Source organism: Fulvivirga ulvae, assembly GCF_021389975.1.
Taxonomy (GTDB): domain Bacteria; phylum Bacteroidota; class Bacteroidia; order Cytophagales; family Cyclobacteriaceae; genus Fulvivirga; species Fulvivirga ulvae.
In genome coordinates, this window is record NZ_CP089981.1 from 2,631,579 (window position 1) to 2,649,195 (window position 17,617).

Annotated in this window: 13 protein-coding genes; 6 read left to right on the forward strand and 7 right to left on the reverse strand. The window is 42.2% G+C overall.

What is annotated here, in order from left to right; genetic code table 11:
- Positions 1-6: 6 nt before the first annotated feature.
- The 5 genes from LVD17_RS10945 to LVD17_RS10965 all read left to right on the forward strand — a co-directional run bounded on the left by LVD17_RS10945 (position 7) and on the right by LVD17_RS10965 (position 8,070).
- Positions 7-3,219: a SusC/RagA family TonB-linked outer membrane protein gene (locus tag LVD17_RS10945; RefSeq protein WP_233766736.1), complete on the forward strand. Its 3,213-nt coding sequence runs from the start codon at positions 7-9 to the stop codon at positions 3,217-3,219.
- 12 nt (positions 3,220-3,231) lie between these two features.
- Positions 3,232-4,602, forward strand: a complete 1,371-nt coding sequence (locus tag LVD17_RS10950) for a SusD/RagB family nutrient-binding outer membrane lipoprotein (RefSeq protein ID WP_233766737.1) — start codon at positions 3,232-3,234, stop codon at positions 4,600-4,602.
- A gap of 53 nt (positions 4,603-4,655) precedes the next feature.
- Positions 4,656-6,077, forward strand: a complete 1,422-nt coding sequence (locus LVD17_RS10955) for an alpha/beta hydrolase family protein (RefSeq protein ID WP_233766738.1) — start codon at positions 4,656-4,658, stop codon at positions 6,075-6,077.
- 293 nt (positions 6,078-6,370) lie between these two features.
- A complete protein-coding gene (locus tag LVD17_RS10960; RefSeq protein WP_233766740.1) occupies positions 6,371-6,712 on the forward strand; it encodes a YciI family protein in 342 nt (113 codons plus the stop codon).
- A gap of 77 nt (positions 6,713-6,789) precedes the next feature.
- The gene (locus LVD17_RS10965) at positions 6,790-8,070 is read left to right on the forward strand and encodes an RNA polymerase sigma factor (RefSeq protein ID WP_233766742.1); all 1,281 of its coding nucleotides are present in this window, start codon (positions 6,790-6,792) and stop codon (positions 8,068-8,070) included.
- On the opposite strand, the gene LVD17_RS10970 is transcribed toward LVD17_RS10965, so the two are convergent.
- From LVD17_RS10970 to LVD17_RS10990, 5 genes are all read right to left on the reverse strand, one after another.
- Positions 8,054-10,216 carry a PAS domain-containing protein gene (locus tag LVD17_RS10970; RefSeq protein WP_233766743.1) on the reverse strand — a complete coding sequence of 721 codons (2,163 nt, stop codon included), beginning with the start codon at positions 10,214-10,216 and terminating at the stop codon, positions 8,054-8,056. The genes LVD17_RS10965 and LVD17_RS10970 overlap by 17 nt on opposite strands.
- A 257-nt stretch (positions 10,217-10,473) precedes the next feature.
- Positions 10,474-11,058: a NifU family protein gene (locus LVD17_RS10975; protein WP_233766744.1), complete on the reverse strand. Its 585-nt coding sequence runs from the start codon at positions 11,056-11,058 to the stop codon at positions 10,474-10,476.
- A gap of 62 nt (positions 11,059-11,120) precedes the next feature.
- On the reverse strand, positions 11,121-12,542 hold the full coding sequence (locus LVD17_RS10980; protein WP_233766745.1) for a dicarboxylate/amino acid:cation symporter: 1,422 nt from the start codon (positions 12,540-12,542) through the stop codon (positions 11,121-11,123).
- Between the two features lie 15 nt (positions 12,543-12,557).
- Complete coding sequence (aroC, locus tag LVD17_RS10985; protein ID WP_233766747.1) at positions 12,558-13,637, reverse strand: chorismate synthase; 1,080 nt, start codon at positions 13,635-13,637, stop codon at positions 12,558-12,560.
- Between the two features lie 22 nt (positions 13,638-13,659).
- Positions 13,660-15,123, reverse strand: coding sequence for a BatD family protein (locus tag LVD17_RS10990; protein WP_233766748.1), 1,464 nt, complete (start codon positions 15,121-15,123; stop codon positions 13,660-13,662).
- A gap of 138 nt (positions 15,124-15,261) precedes the next feature.
- Between LVD17_RS10990 and LVD17_RS10995 the strand changes: the two genes are divergently transcribed.
- Positions 15,262-15,447 carry a hypothetical protein gene (locus tag LVD17_RS10995; protein WP_233766750.1) on the forward strand — a complete coding sequence of 62 codons (186 nt, stop codon included), beginning with the start codon at positions 15,262-15,264 and terminating at the stop codon, positions 15,445-15,447.
- A 95-nt stretch (positions 15,448-15,542) separates the two neighbouring features.
- Here LVD17_RS10995 and queG read toward each other — a convergent pair whose 3' ends face one another.
- Positions 15,543-16,484 carry a tRNA epoxyqueuosine(34) reductase QueG gene (gene queG, locus LVD17_RS11000; protein ID WP_233766751.1) on the reverse strand — a complete coding sequence of 314 codons (942 nt, stop codon included), beginning with the start codon at positions 16,482-16,484 and terminating at the stop codon, positions 15,543-15,545.
- Positions 16,485-16,586: 102 nt separating this feature from the next.
- The gene (gene ruvB, locus LVD17_RS11005) at positions 16,587-17,615 is read right to left on the reverse strand and encodes a Holliday junction branch migration DNA helicase RuvB (RefSeq protein WP_233766752.1); all 1,029 of its coding nucleotides are present in this window, start codon (positions 17,613-17,615) and stop codon (positions 16,587-16,589) included.
- Positions 17,616-17,617: the final 2 nt, after the last annotated feature.

Below are 17,617 nucleotides of genomic sequence, written 5' to 3' on the forward strand. Positions count from 1 at the left end.
TATTGTATGAAGAAGATTTTACTATTGTGTTTTGCTGTGGTACTATCTATACCTGTGGCATGGGCCCAGGAGAGGGTAGTATCCGGTAAAGTAACCTCTGAAGAGGACGGCAGTGCACTGCCGGGAGTAAACGTTCTGGTCAAAGGTACTACAACCGGAACGATTACAGATTATGAAGGTAATTATAAAATTACGGTTCCGGATGAGGCAGAGCTACTGTTTTCATTTATCGGATTCTTAACTGAAGAAGTTCAGGTATCTGGCCGGTCAGTTATTGATGTGGCTCTTACTACAGATATTACACAACTCAGTGAAGTGGTTGTAACGGCTGCTGGTATTGAAGCTAACAAACGTGAACTTGGCTATTCTATTCAGAATGTTGATGCAGAGGATGTCAGAAAGTCGGGTGAGAATAACTTTGTAGCTGCTTTAAGTGGAAAAGTGGCAGGAGTTCAGGTCACAAGCTCTGGCGGGGCTCCGGGTGCTGCTGCCCAGATCCGGATCAGGGGAAACAAATCCGTACAGGGAAGCAATGGCCCACTCTTCGTAATTGATGGGGTTCCAATTGATAACTCGACATTTAACACATTTGATTCTCCCGAAGATGATGTCTCTAACCTGGGATCAGGTGGTGTTACCAACTCTAACCGTGCCATTGACATTAACCCTGAAGATGTGGCCTCATTAACTGTTTTGAAAGGTCCGGCTGCAACAGTTCTGTATGGTATCCGTGCCGCCAATGGTGCAGTGGTTATTACCACAAAAAAGGGTGCCAGAAACTCTGCTGCCAGAGTGAAGTATTCGTTTGGCTATACTATTGATAGGGTAAACAAACTTCCTGATTTACAAACTGATTACGCACAGGGGTCGGTACAGGGGGGTGTTCCTACCTTTCAGGCGGCCATGACAGGCTCTACGCAAAGCTTGAGCTGGGGCCCGTTAATCTCCAGCCTGAGGTATGCCAACGAACCCTCAGTTTGGGATCCTAACGGACTAATAGTGCCGGCCAGTGATCCTAGAGCTACCAATAGAGTGACCCAGTCCTATAACAATGCCGAAGATTTCTTTGAAGATGGCTCGAATATGACACACGACCTGAGTGTTTCCGGAGGTACTGAAAAAACCAGCTATTTCTTCTCGGTCGGACGACTGGATCAAACGGGTATTATGCCTAACAGTGAGTTTGCCAGAACCAGCTTCAGGGCAACAACAAGTGCTGAACTCTTTACAAACTTCACCGCTACTTTGTCGGCAAACTATATTCAGTCGGGAGGTCAGAGGGTGCAGAATGGATCTAACACCTCCGGTGTTATGCTCGGTCTTTTGCGTACTTCTCCTTCTTTTGATAATAGTGCCGGGTACATTTTTGAGGATGGATCCCAGAGGGCCTATCGTGGAGGAAGTATTTATGATAACCCATACTTTACTGTAAACAAGAACTTTACTACAGATGAGGTAAACAGGATTATTGGTTACACACAGTTGTCATATGATGCAGCTCCCTGGCTTAATGTAACTTACAGACTGGGAATAGACACCTATGGTGATGACAGAATATTCAGAAATGATGTGAACTCATCCAGCGTGCCTGTAGGACAGGTTATAAATATGACTATTCGCAGTAAGGACATTAACTCCGATTTCCTGGTTACATTTAAGAAACAGTTCTCCGAGAAGTTCGATTTTAATGCAACGATAGGTCATAACTATTACAATAAAGATATTCATATCAACCGTATTGACGGGCAGGGACTTGCCTCACCAGGTTTTTTCAATATAGCCAGTGCCACCTCAGTTAATGTATCTGAAGGTGTTACAAGAAGGGAACTTTACGGACTATTCGGAACAATTACCCTGAATTATAACAATCAGTTTTTCTTAAACCTGAGCGGTAGAAACGACTGGTCTTCCACACTTCCTGAAGAGAATAACTCCTTCTTTTATCCCGCTACAAGTATAGGTTGGGATTTTACGCAGACCTTTGGTATCAACAGCACCTTTTTCTCATATGGCAAGCTAAGAGCTTCATGGGGACAAGTGGGTAATGATGCTCCGTTTGCTGTTACCAACAATGGTTTTGTACAATCAAGAGTTCGTGATGGATGGACCACTCCTCAGGGGGTGATCTTCCCGGCCCTGGGCTTAAACGCATTTAACCCTAATTCTTTATTGGGTAATAGCGAGCTGAAGGCGGAAACTACTACTACAATAGAGTTTGGTACAGATCTACAGTTTCTGGATGGAAAAATTGGTTTAGATCTTACTTATTTTAACGCTACTACCACGGATGCAATATTAAATATTACAATCCCTAGTGCGAGCGGGTGGCAGCAAAGGGCAGTAAACTCAGCCGAATTAAGCAACAAAGGTATAGAAGCTGCACTTACCGCGAGTATTATTGATAATGATGCTTTTACATATGATATAGGAGTAAACTTTACCCGTATCAGAAATAAGGTTGAAAAACTGGCCGAGGGAATTCCGTTTATCACCATAGATCCGTTCGGCACACAGCGCATTGCTGAGGGAGAGCCTTTCGGAATATTCTTTGGTAGCCGCTTCTTGCGCGATGAGAATGGACAAATGGTAATTAACCCTGATAACGGTATGCCATTTGAAGATCCTACACAGGGAATTGTTGGTGATCCGAACCCTGACTTCCAGCTTGGGTTTAGAAATACCTTTAGCTACAAAGGGCTGACGCTTAGCTTCTTGCTTGATGTCAGAGAAGGAGGGGATGTATACAATGGAACCAAAGGCGTGTTGAACAATTTCGGTGTAGGAGAGGAAACCCTTGATAGAAACGAGAGAGTTATTTTCCCGGGGGTACTCGGAGAGGTTGGCTCTGATGGTTCTATCACTCCTACTTCAACTCCAAATAACATTGAGGTGGTTAAAGGAGGTACCGATGGCAGTACCAACTATTATCAAAACTATGGATTCGTAAACCTGACTGAGCTTACCATAGAAGATGGTTCGTGGATAAGAATGAGGGATATTTCATTGAGCTATAGCCTGCCTGCAAGCGCATTGGGCAAGTTGCCGTTTAGTGCTGTAAATATTGGGTTTACAGCGAGGAACCTCTTCCTGATTACGGATTACACAGGTATTGACCCTGAAACCAACTTAACAGGAGATTCCAGCAACGTAATTGGTTATGATTATTTCAATAACCCCAATACCAAAAGCTATGGCGTGAATGTTAATCTCACTTTTTAAAGCATGATAATTATGAAAAAGATATATAAACAATTATTCATCATATGTTTTGCCTTCGCAACAGTGACCTCCTGCGAGTTTGGAGATACTAATGTGGATCCGGCAGTACCTACTGATGTTGCTATGTCTGCGCTATTGCCCTCAGGCGAAGCGGCAGTTTCATGGGCCATAGGTGGGGAGATGGTAAGGATAAGTGGGCTGCTTACACAGCAGTTTGAGGGAATAAATGCCCAGCAGCTTGATAATTACAAGTATCTGATCAGAGACGCAGATATGGATGGTGTTTGGCAGAGAATGTATCATAATTCTCTGAACACCATAAATGTAATTATTAAAAAGTCTCAGGAGCAGAATGCGCCTCATTATGAGGGTGTTGCAAAAGTTCTGATGGCGGCCGGAATAGGTACGTTTACCGATGCATTTGGGGATATACCATATACCAGTGCCTTTGGAGGAGACGAAGGGAACTTTACACCTACCTACGATACCCAGGAGCAGCTTTATACCACTATCATTCCGGGTTTACTGGACGATGCCATTGCAAAACTTAGCGCTGCAGAAAGCGCCGGTGGTAGCCCCGGTTCTGATGACCAGATTTTCGGAGGCGATCTTGACTTGTGGATTGCTGCTGCGCATTCATTAAAGATGAGATATACTTTCCAAATGGCTAAAAGAGATGCTGGAGCTTATGATGATGCTCTGGCTATGCTTCCTGATGTGATTTCATCGAATAGTGAAGATTTTGAGATGTACTTTGGCTCAGGTGCCAATGAAACCAACCCTCAGTATCAGTTTAGTCAGAGTCGCGCGGGAAATATCAAGATGGGAGAATACTTCATTAACGCGTTTTCAGACGATGATACCCGGGAGGCTTTGTTCATTAATGATATTTTTGAGCTTGGTGAGGGAGCTAACGGTTACTATACGGTAAGCGCCGCGCCAGTGGTGCTTATGAGCTATGTTGAAGTGAAATTCATTGAAGGCGAATCGCACTTAATGAAAGCTGCCCCCGACGAGGCTGCTGCCAAAGCAGCATTAGACGAAGCTGTTAATGCATCTTTTAATAAAATTACCGGCTCGGGTACACCTGTAGCTTATCAGGCAGATCTTGATGCGAGGTGGACTGTGGCAGCAGATAAGCTGGAGGTACTGATTGATGAGAAGTATATTGCTACATACTCTCAGAGCATTGTAGTCTGGAATGATTACCGAAGAACAGGTTACCCTGCATTGGAATTTGTAGCAGGAGGTACCAATGCCTTTAATACTAATGGAGAAATACCCAGAAGGCTGCCATACCCTCAGGAAGAAAGATTGCTGAATCTGTCAAACCTTCCTATAAAAACACCCAATTTACAGACACCTGTATGGTGGGATGAGTAATTTGACCTAATAAAAGGGGTTGCCGGTCGTATGGCAATCCCTTTTTTATAATTATGGAACGTGTCATTTCCAGTCAACTCTTTTTACTTTGTATTTTCATTATCATCATTCTGCAGCTGAAGGTGGTTAACACCTATGCCCAGGGCTATCCGAAAGGGCAGGTGACAGATACGGTTTGGTGTGCTCATGACAGTACTCAAACTTATTCATTATACCTACCTTCCTATTACGATCCTCAGCACCAATGGCCTGTAATCATTATTTTTGAACCAGCTGCCAGAGGTGAACTTCCTGTAAGTAAATTTAAGCCTGGAGCAGAAGAGTTAGGGTACATTCTGGTAGGCTCAAATAATTCCCGCAATGGCTCCTGGGAAGTTGCTTTTGATGCTGCCGACGCCATGTTTTTAGATGTATTTAATAAGTTTTCAATCGATCCGGAGCGTGTTTATGTGTCAGGGTTTTCCGGAGGTTCCAGAATAGCCACCTCAGTAGCAGTTATTACAGGCAGAATAGCAGGTGTAATAGCTTGTGGAGCAGGTTATCCAAATGTATCCCAATATCAACCTTCTGCAAAAAGTAAGTTTGTTTACTGCGCTCTCGTAGGGAATCAGGACATGAATTATCAGGAGCATTTGAAAGTAGCTGATGACCTGAATGAAAAAGGAATAACCAATAACCTCATTACCTTTCCTAACGGGCATCAATGGCCACCAGCCTCATTTTTAAAAGAATCGTTGTACTGGCTTGAATTTCAGGCCTATAAAAAGAAAATGAAAACAAGTCCGTTCTTTTCTATAAAAAAGGCATTTCATTTGGTCAAAAACCGTGCGGATAGTATTTATCAGGTCCATGACATGGTGGAGGCACTTAGGGTTTACAGGAGCTTGGAAGAAAATTTCAGAGGCCATTTTGATTTAATGGAGGTAAATCAGCTTATTTTATCTATTGAAGAGAATAAAGATTATAAAAAGCAGCAGCGAAACAGCGAAAAAACAAGTGATCTGGAGATGGAATACAGGTTTGTAATAGGTGAGGCATTTACTGAACTTATCTTCACCCGCTTTAAAACAGGTAACGACTCTACTTTGAAAAATATGGATTGGTGGAAAAACGAAATAGACGGGTTTAAGCGGTTATCGCAAAAGAAGGATATATACAAAAGTAACATGGCGCTTCGTATACTCAATATGATATGGGCCAGAAGTGCTGAGACCAGTTTTACATATGCTGCCAGGCAAGATTATGAACTGGCTATCATTTTAAATGAAATATGGCTTTATGTAGAGCCTGAAAGTACCTGGGGGCATTGGAGCCTGGCCAAACTTTTTGCTCAAACCGGAGATATTGAGAGGGTCGTAAAACACCTCGAAGCAGTAAAAAAGTATCGCAATGGTATTCCTTTGCAAATTATAAAAAGAGATACTGCATTTACCCATATGCTTGATCATGAAAAGATCCGGAACCTCTTAAAATAAAATCTAATTTTTTTCTCTTCTAATGTCCTTTTCCTTTCAGGCTGATCGTCATTACTGAAATGACCCATTAAATTAGAATAATATGCCTGATATTAAACACTTAGGATGTTTTCACAATGTAGCTTTGATTAGGCTATGTTTCTCAGAAGTCTGAAAGCACTTTGCGAATCAGGGCAAGGTCTTCCTTTTCCGAATCAGGGTAGAGTAGATAAAATATTGTCCAATGGATAAAAAACCAACACTTTGTAAATCTAAATGAATCCAATATTTATACACTTTAAAACTAATAACAGATGAAAGAATTTATGTATTTATTCAGAGGAGGAGACGCTCGTCGAGCACAGGAATCTCCCGAAGCATGGCAGGCTCATATGCAGAAATGGATGACCTGGATGGAGAATTTGAAAAATGAAGGTACACTGGTTGGCGGTCTGCCACTAAATCAGGAAGGCAAAGTGGTAGAAAAGGCAGGTGAGGTAATTACAGACGGCCCGTTCACCGAAGGTAAAGAAGTAGTTGGTGGTTATCTTATAGTAAAGGCCAAAGACCTGGATCATGCAGTTGAAATATCAAAGCAATGCCCGATTTTCGAACATGAAGGCTCCACCGAAGTGAGGGAAATTATGTCAATGTAATTTTTTGAAAAAGTTTTAATACTGAAGAGGCACTTGATGAAGGTGCCTCTTTTTTATTTTTTCTTAAATTACAACACATGACAGACCATATACCTTCAAGTAGACCGGCAGAAGTTGTAGACCATTTTTTTAGACATGAGTCGGGAAGGATCATGTCTTTCCTCATTAAATCGTTTGGAAAAGAAAGGCTGGAGGTAATAGAAGATGCTGTTCAGGATGCCCTTGTACAGGCTATGAAAACCTGGTCATTTACAGGAACTCCCAAAGAACCTTCTGCCTGGATACTAAGAGTGGCACGCAATAAAGTTATTGATCAGTTACGACGAAAAACAAACTTCGATTCCAAAACAATAATCATTAAAGAGCGGACTTCTGAACACTATGAGGTTGAATTCCAATCAATGGATTCACAGTTTAATGATGACCTTTTGAAAATGATGTTTGCCTGCTGTCATCCGTCAATTTCGCCAGAGAGTCAAATAATTTTAGTGCTTAAGATCTTGGGTGGTTTTGGAAAGGCGGAGATAGCCAGGGCATTGATGAAAACGGAAGATGCCGTGGCTAAAGCTTATACGAGGGCAAAGAGTAATTTCAAGAAAAATGATATTGTGTTGGAAGTGCCAGATTCGGAGCTTGATAAACGGCTAAATAATGTTTTGAAGATTATTTATTTGTTATTTAACGAAGGTTATAATTCCATTTCAAATGAAGAGCTCATACGCAAAGACCTCTGCCTGGAGGCTATTCGATTAAACAAAACCATTACTGATAATCCTAAGTTTGACAAACCGGAAGCTAATGCGCTTATGGCACTTATGTGTTTTCAGGCCTCCAGATTCAATTGTCGGATTGATGCCGACGGGAGAATGCTAACACTTGAAAGCCAGGATAGAAAGAAGTGGAACCACGAGCTAATTGCCATAGGAAATTATCATTTATCGCTTTCAACGAAATCAGGCAGTATAAGTGAATACCATCTACAGGCCAGCATAGCTGCCTGCCATTCATTTGCCAACTCTTTTGAAGAAACTAACTGGGTCGAGATCCTCAAACTTTATGATACACTACTTATCCTCAGGCCCAACGCTATAGCATCGTTAAATCGTATTGTGGCCAGCTGTTATGCCAATGGTCCTTCAGTAGCACTGGCTGAACTTGAGAGGCTCGACCTGAAAGCACCACTAAAAGAATCCTATTTGTTTTATTCTATCAGGGCCTTTTTATATGAGAAAGATAGTCAACCTCACAATGTAATAATAGATTATACAAGAGCAAAGACACTAACAAAGAATAATATTGAAAGAGAATATCTTGAACAAAAAATAAAGATCCTTACTATCTCTACCGCTTCAGCTTAGCTATTTCTGCGGAAAGTTCCTCTACCTTGTCCATTGCTTCTTTCTGATCAGTAATATCGCGCGATACTACAGAAACACCAATAATCTCACCATCCCCATCTCGAATAGGGTCGCAGTGTACACTTATAAATAAGGTTCTGTCTTTTAATTCCCTTGTTTCTTCAATGTTAAAGGTTTCACCTTTCAGGGCCCTGTCATATCGCTCTTTCCATTTTTTTCTGGCCTCACCCTGCATCTTGTCAAGTATATTATCTCCAGGATTTAATACAATGCCCTGCTCTTTGAAGCGTTCGCGTAAAACTTTATTTGCGAGTATGACTTTATATTGGGCGTCTACTGCAAAATAAGTGTTGGTAGTACTATTGATCATGGCATCTAATACAAAGCCTTTTTTCTTAAGCTCAACTTCCATTCTCTTCTTGTCCGTTACATCCCTCGAGAAGATAGATGCTCCAATGATGTTGCCGGATTTTTCTTTAATAGGGTTAATGAAATATTCCCTCCAGGCATCTTCTCCTTTCACTGAACTCTTAATGGTAAAGTCGAGTCTTTCGCCTGACATAGCTCTGTCGTAGTATCCCTTCCACTCGTCACGAACACTTCCCAACATATCGAGAGCATTGGCTCCTTCCTGAAGTCCTTCATATTGTGTTCCACGATATCTTTCTTTCTGCACTTCATTCATGACCACGATTCGGTAGCCCCTGTCAATCGTAATTATCGAATCAGTCGTATTGTTGATCAGGGCATTGAGGTTTGCTTCTTTCGCTGAGAGTTCTTTCTGCGTACGGGCCATTTCTTCCTGGGTAGCCTGCATTTCCTCCATATTCTGACGCATCTCCTCTTCCTGAGCCTGCATCTCTTCTGTCATTTGCCTACTCTGCTCCAGTAACTCTTTAGTTGTCTGGTTGGTTTTTGCACTGATAACTGTTGAAGCTATGCTCTCGCCTACTTTTTCAAGAAACTCAATATCAGTATCGCTGAAATTTTCAAAGGAAGCCATCTCTATAACCCCGACCACCTCTTCATTAGACTTTAAAGGTACGATCAGCAGGCTGTTTGGTGTTGCAAGCCCCAGCCCGGAGGTAATATTCAGGTACCCTTTGGGGATATCAAGCATGTAAATGGTTTCTTTCTCAATGGCAGCTTGCCCAACAAGTCCCTGGCCTACCTCAATTCGTTTCTCCAGGTATTTCTTTCTTTCATACGCTCTGCAGGCCATTAATTCCAGATAGGTCTCGTCCATGTTTTCATCCTTGTTGAGGATAAATATACCTCCCTGATTGGCCTTCATATAGTTCACAAGCTTTTCAATAACATTGTCGCATAGTACATCCAGATTATCAGCATTGTTTCTCAGTATCTCACCAATTGAGGCCAGGCCAACATTCACAAATTTCTCTTTAGCCTCTCTTTCGGATGCCTCTATCAGGCTGGCTCGCATGTTCATCAGCGATTCCCCCAGGCGATCAGCCTTATCAGCTCCATAATTCGCACTAAGGTTTCCCTGGCTTATGCTGTCTGCAAAGTGGATATTGGTATCCATTAATTTTAACTGTTCTTCCATCTGAAGAAAGTTTACACCAGCGTACTTTGTCTGCCTTCTTTGTAAATTAGACCAGAGCATACACAAACCTGCATATAAACACAAAATCCCTATATGTAGCACTGCATGCTTAATACTAAGAGCTGGAACATTTTCAAAGTACAAATTAAATTCTGAACCGCTCAGCTGCAGATAAAAAAGAAGAAGGAAGGTCATAATGGCGTAGATCACCGCTGGTAGCAATACTCTCCAGTCTTCATAGAACAGCAATACCGTTAAGGAGACGAAGTAGAAGAAATGCATTTCGTACATTCCATGAAGCTGAATGATGAATTGCATGCCAAAATTCCAAAAAAGGAAACTTACAATCAGCCTGAATATTAAACTTCCGGAAAGGAAAGACTTGGCCAGAAAGTAAAGTCCGAGTGATATTCCCCCCATGATGAGGCCAAAAGCCCAGGTAGAATAAAATATGGATAAAAAAAGACCAAATAAAAAATAGCCTACCATGAAGTAATTGATAATGGAATCGGCCTCTTCATTTACTTTGTTGTGGAATGATTTCAGTTGTTCTGCGGAGATCTTCTCAGTTCCTTCCATTTTTGCGCTTTACGTTTAAAAAATAGACTGTAATCTAATAATTTTTTTGCCGTGTAATATAGTCAGACTTGTAGATAATTACAATTTGTGATAGGCGGTAGTTCTTTACTCAGAGGATTAATTTTAAAGCAAAACGCTTTTGTTTTTTATGACGGATTATATAAAACCTTAGCAATCAGAAAGTCAACAGAGGGATAAAAAAGAAGGCTATTTCATATTTTATTGAAATAGCCTCCTGTCATGGGAAAATTAATTCGCTATATTCCTTCAGCTTCCACTGATGTTACCTCTGGAAGCATTCTTTTTAAAAGATTTTCGATTCCTGCCTTTAACGTGACTGTTGACGATGGGCAACCACTGCATGAACCTTGCAGCAATACCTTCACAACTCCCTCATGATACGAGTGGAATGATATCGCACCACCATCCTGCTCTACAGCGGGCCTGATATACTCATCTAATATGCCTTTAATTTTTTTCACTGTCTCAGAATCATTCTCATCGAATAGCTCATCCTGTATAGTGTCTTTTATTATTGGTTTTCCTGACTCAAGAAAGGCCTGGATGTGTTGTTTGATCTGGTCTTTTATTTCTTCCCACGCAAATTCCTCTTTTTTAGTAACCGTTATAAAGTTGCTCATGTAAAATACACGATCCACAAAGTCATACTTAAAAAGCTCACTGGCAAGAGGCGCTTCTGAAGCTGATGCTTCATTAGGAAAATCATAACTAACACCATCAGGCATAAGCATGAAATTTGCAACAAACTTTAACGAATTCGGGTTAGGATTAGACTCCATGTAAAGATTAACAACCCGCTTATCTATGTTCTTTGTTTCCATAACTTCAATATTTAATTAGGAGAACGTACCTTATTTATAAAGGTTCCATTCTGTAGTCAATATCAACTGTATTTCGGTAGCTCTCCTTCTGATTTCGCAATAAGTGTAGATACTGTGGCATCACCGGTAACATTTACCACTGTTCTGCACATGTCAAGTATCCTGTCTACAGGGAAAATGATTGCAATCCATGCCGGGTTTAACCCAACAGATTGTAGTACAATGATCATCATTACCAGCCCTGCGCTAGGTACCGCAGCAGAACCAATGGATGCCAATGTTGCCGTAAGCACAATGGTCAACTGCTGGCCAAGAGAAAGGTCCACCATATGCAATTGTGCCATGAATATAACTGCTACTGCCTGGTATAAGCTGGTTCCATCCATGTTTACCGTAGCGCCAATGGGGAGCACAAAGCTGCTTATGTTTTTAGATACACCCATGTTTTCTTCTATGCATTCCATAGTTACAGGGAGAGTGGCTGCACTTGAACTGGTAGAGAAAGCGAGAAATTGAGCAGGGCTGATGTTCTTAAAGAACTCCCTGTAGCTTAGTTTTTTGATGAATATTGTTATGATAACCGGATAGAATACAAAGACCATAAAGAAGAGGCCAATAACCAGAGTAACGGAGTATGACCCGAGACCTTTAAAAATCTCGAACACCTCCCTTGGAGTATCTGCCATTTTAGCAATTACACCTGCCAGAAGCGCAAAAACGAAATATGGAGCAATCTTCATAATGAGGTCGACCATTTTCAGGAAAGCCTCATTTACCGAATTAACAAAGTCAATTACCGGTTTGGCTTTTTCACCCGGCAGGAGTGCCAGAGTTATACCAAAAAAGATGGCAAAAAATATCACCTGTAACATAGCTCCATTATCTGATATGGCGCCTACTATATTGTCCGGAACGATATCTACCAGAAACTGTAAAGGGCTGGTCTCTTTGGTTTTTTCAGCTGCAGCCATTTTATCTTCAACACCGGCACTCTTTTCGTCAATGTTTTCGAGCTCTTTGGCACTGGTTACTTCTTCGACCAGAGGCCTGTACTGGGGATCTGTAAGGAAATGCCTCCCATCTTTAGGTTGGGGAACACCCGGCGTGTCCTGGACCCATTTTTCATAAGATATCCTGTTTTTTACCCTTTGAGCTTCGTCAGTAAATGTGCCTGGCTTAATGAGGTTTACCAGTACCAAGCCGATGCCAACAGCTATAACGGTAGTCAACAGGTACAAACTGAGTGTTTTCGCACCCAGCCTTCCCAGCTTTGACATATCGCTCAGGCTGGATACACCTCCGATGATGGAAAATAATACCAAGGGAACGGCTATAAACTTAAGAAGCTTAATAAATATTTGGCCAAGTGGGTCTATCCAATTAATGGTGAATTCATTCCAGCCCAGATAACTGGAGATAAAAGCCCAGATAATACCGGCCACCAGACCAATGATAATTTTTATGTGTAGGGGTAAATTCTTCATAAAAGTCGCTAAAAATTAGTCGCGCAATTTAGCCGTTTGGTTTATCAAATAAAAATCAGCGATTACCAGGGCGGCCATGGCTTCTACTATAGGTACGGCTCTCGGTACTACGCAAGGGTCGTGTCTGCCTTTGCCGCTAACCGTAACAGCCTCACCCTGAGCGTTTATACTCTCCTGATCCTGCATGATAGTTGCCACCGGCTTAAATGCTACATTGAAATATATGTCTTCTCCATTGGAAATACCACCCTGAATACCTCCGGAATAGTTAGTTCTGGTTTTTGTTTTGTCGCCCTCTTTATAAAATGCGTCATTATGCTCCGAGCCACGCATTTTCACACCTTCAAACCCGCTGCCATACTCAAAACCCTTTACGGCATTTATGCTGAGCATAGCTTTGCCCAATTCGGCATGGAGCCTGTCAAAAACAGGCTCACCAAGTCCTGCCGGAGTGTTTTTAATTACACAGGTGACAATGCCGCCAATAGTATCCTGGCTTTTCCTGATCTCGTCGATCAGGCTGATCATCTGATCGGCTGTCTCAGCATGAGGGCAACGGACTATATTGCTTTCGGTTTGGCTGAGGTCCAATGAAGGATAATCCGGGCATTTGATGTCCCCAACCTGGGAAACGTAAGCCGAGATATTAATACCTTGTTTTTCCAGCATCATCTTGGCAACGGCACCGGCAGCTACACGCGCTGCAGTTTCCCTGGCACTGCTCCTGCCGCCTCCACGATAATCTCTCACACCATACTTCACATCATAGGTGTAGTCTGCGTGCGATGGCCTGTATTTATCAGCTATGTGGGAGTAATCTTTGCTTTTTGCGTCCTTATTATGGATTACAATACAGATAGGTGTACCTGTTGCCTTCCCTTCAAAAACACCGGAGAGAATTTCGAAAGTGTCATCTTCCTTCCTTTGCGTCGTGATCTTGGATTGTCCGGGTTTCCTTCTGTTCAGCTCCTGCTGAATGAAGTCTTCGTTAATATCCAATCCGGCAGGGCAGCCATCTATGATGACCCCGAGTGCCTTGCCATGAGATTCCCCGAAAGTGGATATTTTAAATAAGGTGCCGTAAGAATTTCCCAATTTTTTTACCGTGTTGGTAGGTTTATTTCTTAAAAATGATGATTGCTGTGGTCGCTAACATAGTTAAAATTAAAATGTTGGCAAAGATTTTAATCCATTCAAAGCTGTCGGTACTTTTTAATTGATTGTTCCCCCCTTCTATTCTGTCATAAAATGACCCCAGGTCATTGGACTGGATAGATTCATTCTTTTTACTTTCACCAGTAACCGTTACTCTCTGTGATGACATCAAAGTGTCATACTTTTGGGTTTTGGGGTTGAAGAAGATCCACTTGAAATAATCCTTTAAATTATACTGTCCAGGTTCTTTCGGAATGCCAAAATAGCTGAATGACTTTGAGCCTGTCACGTGATTATTTCGACGGTTAATGTTTTGATTGATGTTCGGATCATAGAAATCAAAGTTTTCATCACTATCTACCTTTGGCTCATTGATAGCCGAAATATTACCTTCTCCATATACATTGAATTGGTACGAGAAACTCTGGCCTGTCTCCAGCTCGCCGGAGCTTATTCTTTCATCGAGGAGGTAATCGCCTACAGCCACCTGCTCCCTGAGGGGATGAGGAGGCAGCTCTTTTACCCGCACAGTTTTGGGCTTGCTATAGAAAGTCTTAAAATCTTCTTTACGGTTCTGGCCAAAAAATGACGGGTTTTTAGCTACTTTATATTTAATCATTTCAAGACCCACAGAAGGGAACCTGATATCCTCTGCATTCAGAGGATAGAACACCCCCTGATAAATCTTATATTGCGTATAGCGTTTGCCATTAATGGATATAGGCTCACCGTTAATATTCTCAATGTTGAAATTCTCCTCCCAGGCATTCTCAGGCCGAATCTTTTTCAATACATCCGAAAGCTGTTTTCCCAGGTCGTGAAACTGGAGAGGAGCGCGATTGTTATCAGCCACATAAAAAGAAAGCGTAGTGGTGACACCCTCGCCAACATATGCACTCTGTTTATCCGTTGTAAGCGCTAAAAAAGCGTCTTCTTTAATGTCTACAAACTCGGTTTTTTCGTCTCTGCCAAAAAAGCTGTCTGCAGGGTCATGATCAAAAAAGCTTCTGAAAGGATCATTCCTTTGTTGCCTTTCTGCCGGTGGGCCTACTTTTACACTTTTGCCTGGAGAGCTGTACATTTTATCGTTAATCTTGATCTGAAATGGATCTATGGTAAAAGTACCCTGGCCTGTTGGGGCATAAGTCATAGTCACACTCTGCGACGAAGAGATCTGGCCGTTGATGATCTGCGTGCTGGATGATGATGACGTACCACGCATACGGAATCCTTCAATTTCAGGAAAATCGCCGTAGCTTTTCAGTCTCTCGTTGGAAGCAGTAATTGTGATTGTCCAGGCCTGGTTTTCTCCAATCTCATCCGGACCTAAAGTAATACTTATTTCCTGTGCCTGAAGCGATTGGCCGGCAAAAGCCGTGACCAGGATCAACAGAGAAAATCGTAAGCTTCTGTATATCAAACCCATAGTAATTTGTTGAACCTTATTACTTTTCTAACGTACAAATTTATGGCAATCTTTTAAAAGCCGTAACTAATTTGTATATTAATGGTTGCAGAATGTGATAAACTTGTTTTACACGAAATTTTAAATTTAAAATAGCTTATGTTAGAATACGTAAAGACTATCCTCAGCAAGGTGAGTTTTGATCCAAGGCTGTTTGAAAAAGAACTAAAAAAGGCTATTAAAACATTAGTAGCTGATGAGGTTCGCGAATTAAAAAACTGGTGCTACGCACAGTTTAACGATAAGCATGAAACGGTCTTACAGAGATGTTTCGTAACGGTTTAAACTTAAACATTTCATATACCCCGATTACGCCCCGGCCCTGCCGGGGTTTTTTGTTGGTTTTTAAACTACTTTTGCGTTGATCCGAACTTTTAAACTCAATCACTGGAGCGCTCCGAATTTTTGGCAAAAGAAATGTTCCTTTTCAATCCTTCAAACTTGGTTCTTTTTACTGCTGACTTTCTGAATATTTCGCTGAAAACCTCATGTGTCAGGTCTTCCCAATCCTTTTTATTCATCGATATCAATTGCTCGTGCGGTTCAAAAGCCGGCTCATGATGAGGCTTTGAAAACCGGTTCCAGGGGCATACATCCTGGCAGATGTCACAGCCAAATGCCCAGTTCTCAAACTTTCCTTTAAACTCATCCGGTATTGACTCTTTGAGCTCTATTGTCAGGTAAGATATACATTTGCTCCCATCTACCACGTAAGGTTCAGGAATGGCATCCGTAGGGCAGTTGTCCATACAGGCCGTGCAGGTGCCACAATAATCTTTAACCGGCCCATCGTGGTCCAATTCCAAATCCAGAATCAGTTCTGCAAGGAAAAAGAAACTACCACTTTGCTTGTTAAGTAAAAGGCTGTTTTTACCGATCCAGCCTGCTCCCGCCCGTTGTGCCCAGGTACGCTCCATTACAGGGGCTGAGTCCACAAACACACGCCCATCAACCTCACCGATTTCTTCATGTATGGCAGACATGAAATCCTTTAACTTATCTTTGATCACGAAGTGATAATCTTTGCCATACGCATACTTGGCGATTTTGTAAGAACCATCTTTAGCGAGATCCTGCTGCGGATAGTAGTTGTAGAGGAGAGTTACTACAGACTTTGCACCGGGAACCAATTTTGTGGGGTCTAACCGCATCTCGAAGTGGTTTTCCAAATAGCCCATTTTGCCATGCATGCCCTGGTTGAGCCATTTCTCCAGCCGTGGGGCTTCCTCTTCTAAAAACTGAGCTTTGGCTATACCGCAATACATAAAGCCCAGTTCTCGAGCTTTATTTTTTATTAGTGCAGTATTTTTTGAAGTATTCATTATTGTATGGCTACATGCTGAATTTTGATTCAGTTGGCAGCATAACACAGACTAGGCCTGTACCGTTCCGGTGAGACTAAAATCAGCGAAAATGACCATGTGTTAATCAAAAAGGCCTCGGGCTCTCCCTGGAGGTACTATTTTGAGATGCTTATAAGCCAGCTCTGTTGCCTCACGTCCTCTTGATGTCCTTTTGATATATCCCTCCTGGATCAAAAAAGGTTCGTAAACTTCTTCAATAGTCTCTGCCTCATCCCCACAAGCCGTAGCAATGGTTGACAAGCCTACCGGGCCACCTTTGAATTTTTCTATGATCGTAGACAGAATGCGATTGTCCATTTCGTCCAGGCCATGCTCATCTACATCAAGGGCTTTTAATGCCATCTGCGCTATTTCCATGGTGATAGTGCCGTCGCCTTTGATTTGAGCAAAGTCACGGGTCCTTCTTAAAAGGTTGTTGGCTATCCTGGGGGTGCCCCGGCTCCTGCGTGCTATTTCGTAGGCAGCTTCCGTAGTAATAGGAGACTTCAATATATCACATGAGCGCTGAACAATAGTGGCAAGCAGGTCAGCGTCATAATATTCCAGCCTGGCGTTGATCCCAAAGCGTGCCCTGAGCGGACTGGTCAATAATCCGGCACGGGTAGTAGCGCCTATTAAGGTAAAAGGAGCCAGGGATATTTGTACTGTACGGGCACTTGGTCCCGAATCCAGCATGATATCGATTTTAAAATCCTCCATGGCTGAATACAAATATTCCTCCACGATGGGGTTTAGCCGGTGGATCTCATCAATGAAAAGCACATCATGATCTTCCAGGTTAGTAAGTAATCCGGCCAGGTCACTGGGTTTGTCCAAAATAGGGCCGGAAGTGATCTTGATATTTGTTTCCAGTTCGTTTGCTATAATATGCGAAAGAGTAGTTTTTCCCAGTCCCGGAGGGCCATGTAGTAAAACATGGTCGAGTGATTCCCCTCTTTTCTGAGCCGCCCTCACAAATATTTTAATATTCTCCACCACTTTGCTCTGGCCCGTAAAGTCACTAAAGCTCAATGGCCTTAATGCTTTTTCTATCTCCTTTTCAGCCGGGCTTAAGCCTTCTCCGTCTCCGCTTAAATAATCTTCTCGCATAT

Excerpts from the sequence above, each read along its gene's own strand:
- LVD17_RS10975 (WP_233766744.1), bottom strand. The coding sequence starts at position 11,058 with ATGGAAACAAAGAACATAGATAAGCGGGTTGTTAATCTTTACATGGAG.
- LVD17_RS10950 (WP_233766737.1), top strand. The coding sequence starts at position 3,232 with ATGAAAAAGATATATAAACAATTATTCATCATATGTTTTGCCTTCGCA.
- LVD17_RS10955 (WP_233766738.1), top strand. The coding sequence starts at position 4,656 with ATGGAACGTGTCATTTCCAGTCAACTCTTTTTACTTTGTATTTTCATT.
- LVD17_RS10980 (WP_233766745.1), bottom strand. The coding sequence starts at position 12,542 with ATGAAGAATTTACCCCTACACATAAAAATTATCATTGGTCTGGTGGCC.
- LVD17_RS10945 (WP_233766736.1), top strand. The coding sequence starts at position 7 with ATGAAGAAGATTTTACTATTGTGTTTTGCTGTGGTACTATCTATACCT.
- queG (WP_233766751.1), bottom strand. The coding sequence starts at position 16,484 with ATGAATACTTCAAAAAATACTGCACTAATAAAAAATAAAGCTCGAGAA.
- LVD17_RS10960 (WP_233766740.1), top strand. The coding sequence starts at position 6,371 with ATGAAAGAATTTATGTATTTATTCAGAGGAGGAGACGCTCGTCGAGCA.
- LVD17_RS10970 (WP_233766743.1), bottom strand. The coding sequence starts at position 10,216 with ATGGAAGGAACTGAGAAGATCTCCGCAGAACAACTGAAATCATTCCAC.
- LVD17_RS10995 (WP_233766750.1), top strand. The coding sequence starts at position 15,262 with ATGTTAGAATACGTAAAGACTATCCTCAGCAAGGTGAGTTTTGATCCA.
- ruvB (WP_233766752.1), bottom strand. The coding sequence starts at position 17,615 with ATGCGAGAAGATTATTTAAGCGGAGACGGAGAAGGCTTAAGCCCGGCT.
- LVD17_RS10990 (WP_233766748.1), bottom strand. The coding sequence starts at position 15,123 with ATGGGTTTGATATACAGAAGCTTACGATTTTCTCTGTTGATCCTGGTC.
- LVD17_RS10965 (WP_233766742.1), top strand. The coding sequence starts at position 6,790 with ATGACAGACCATATACCTTCAAGTAGACCGGCAGAAGTTGTAGACCAT.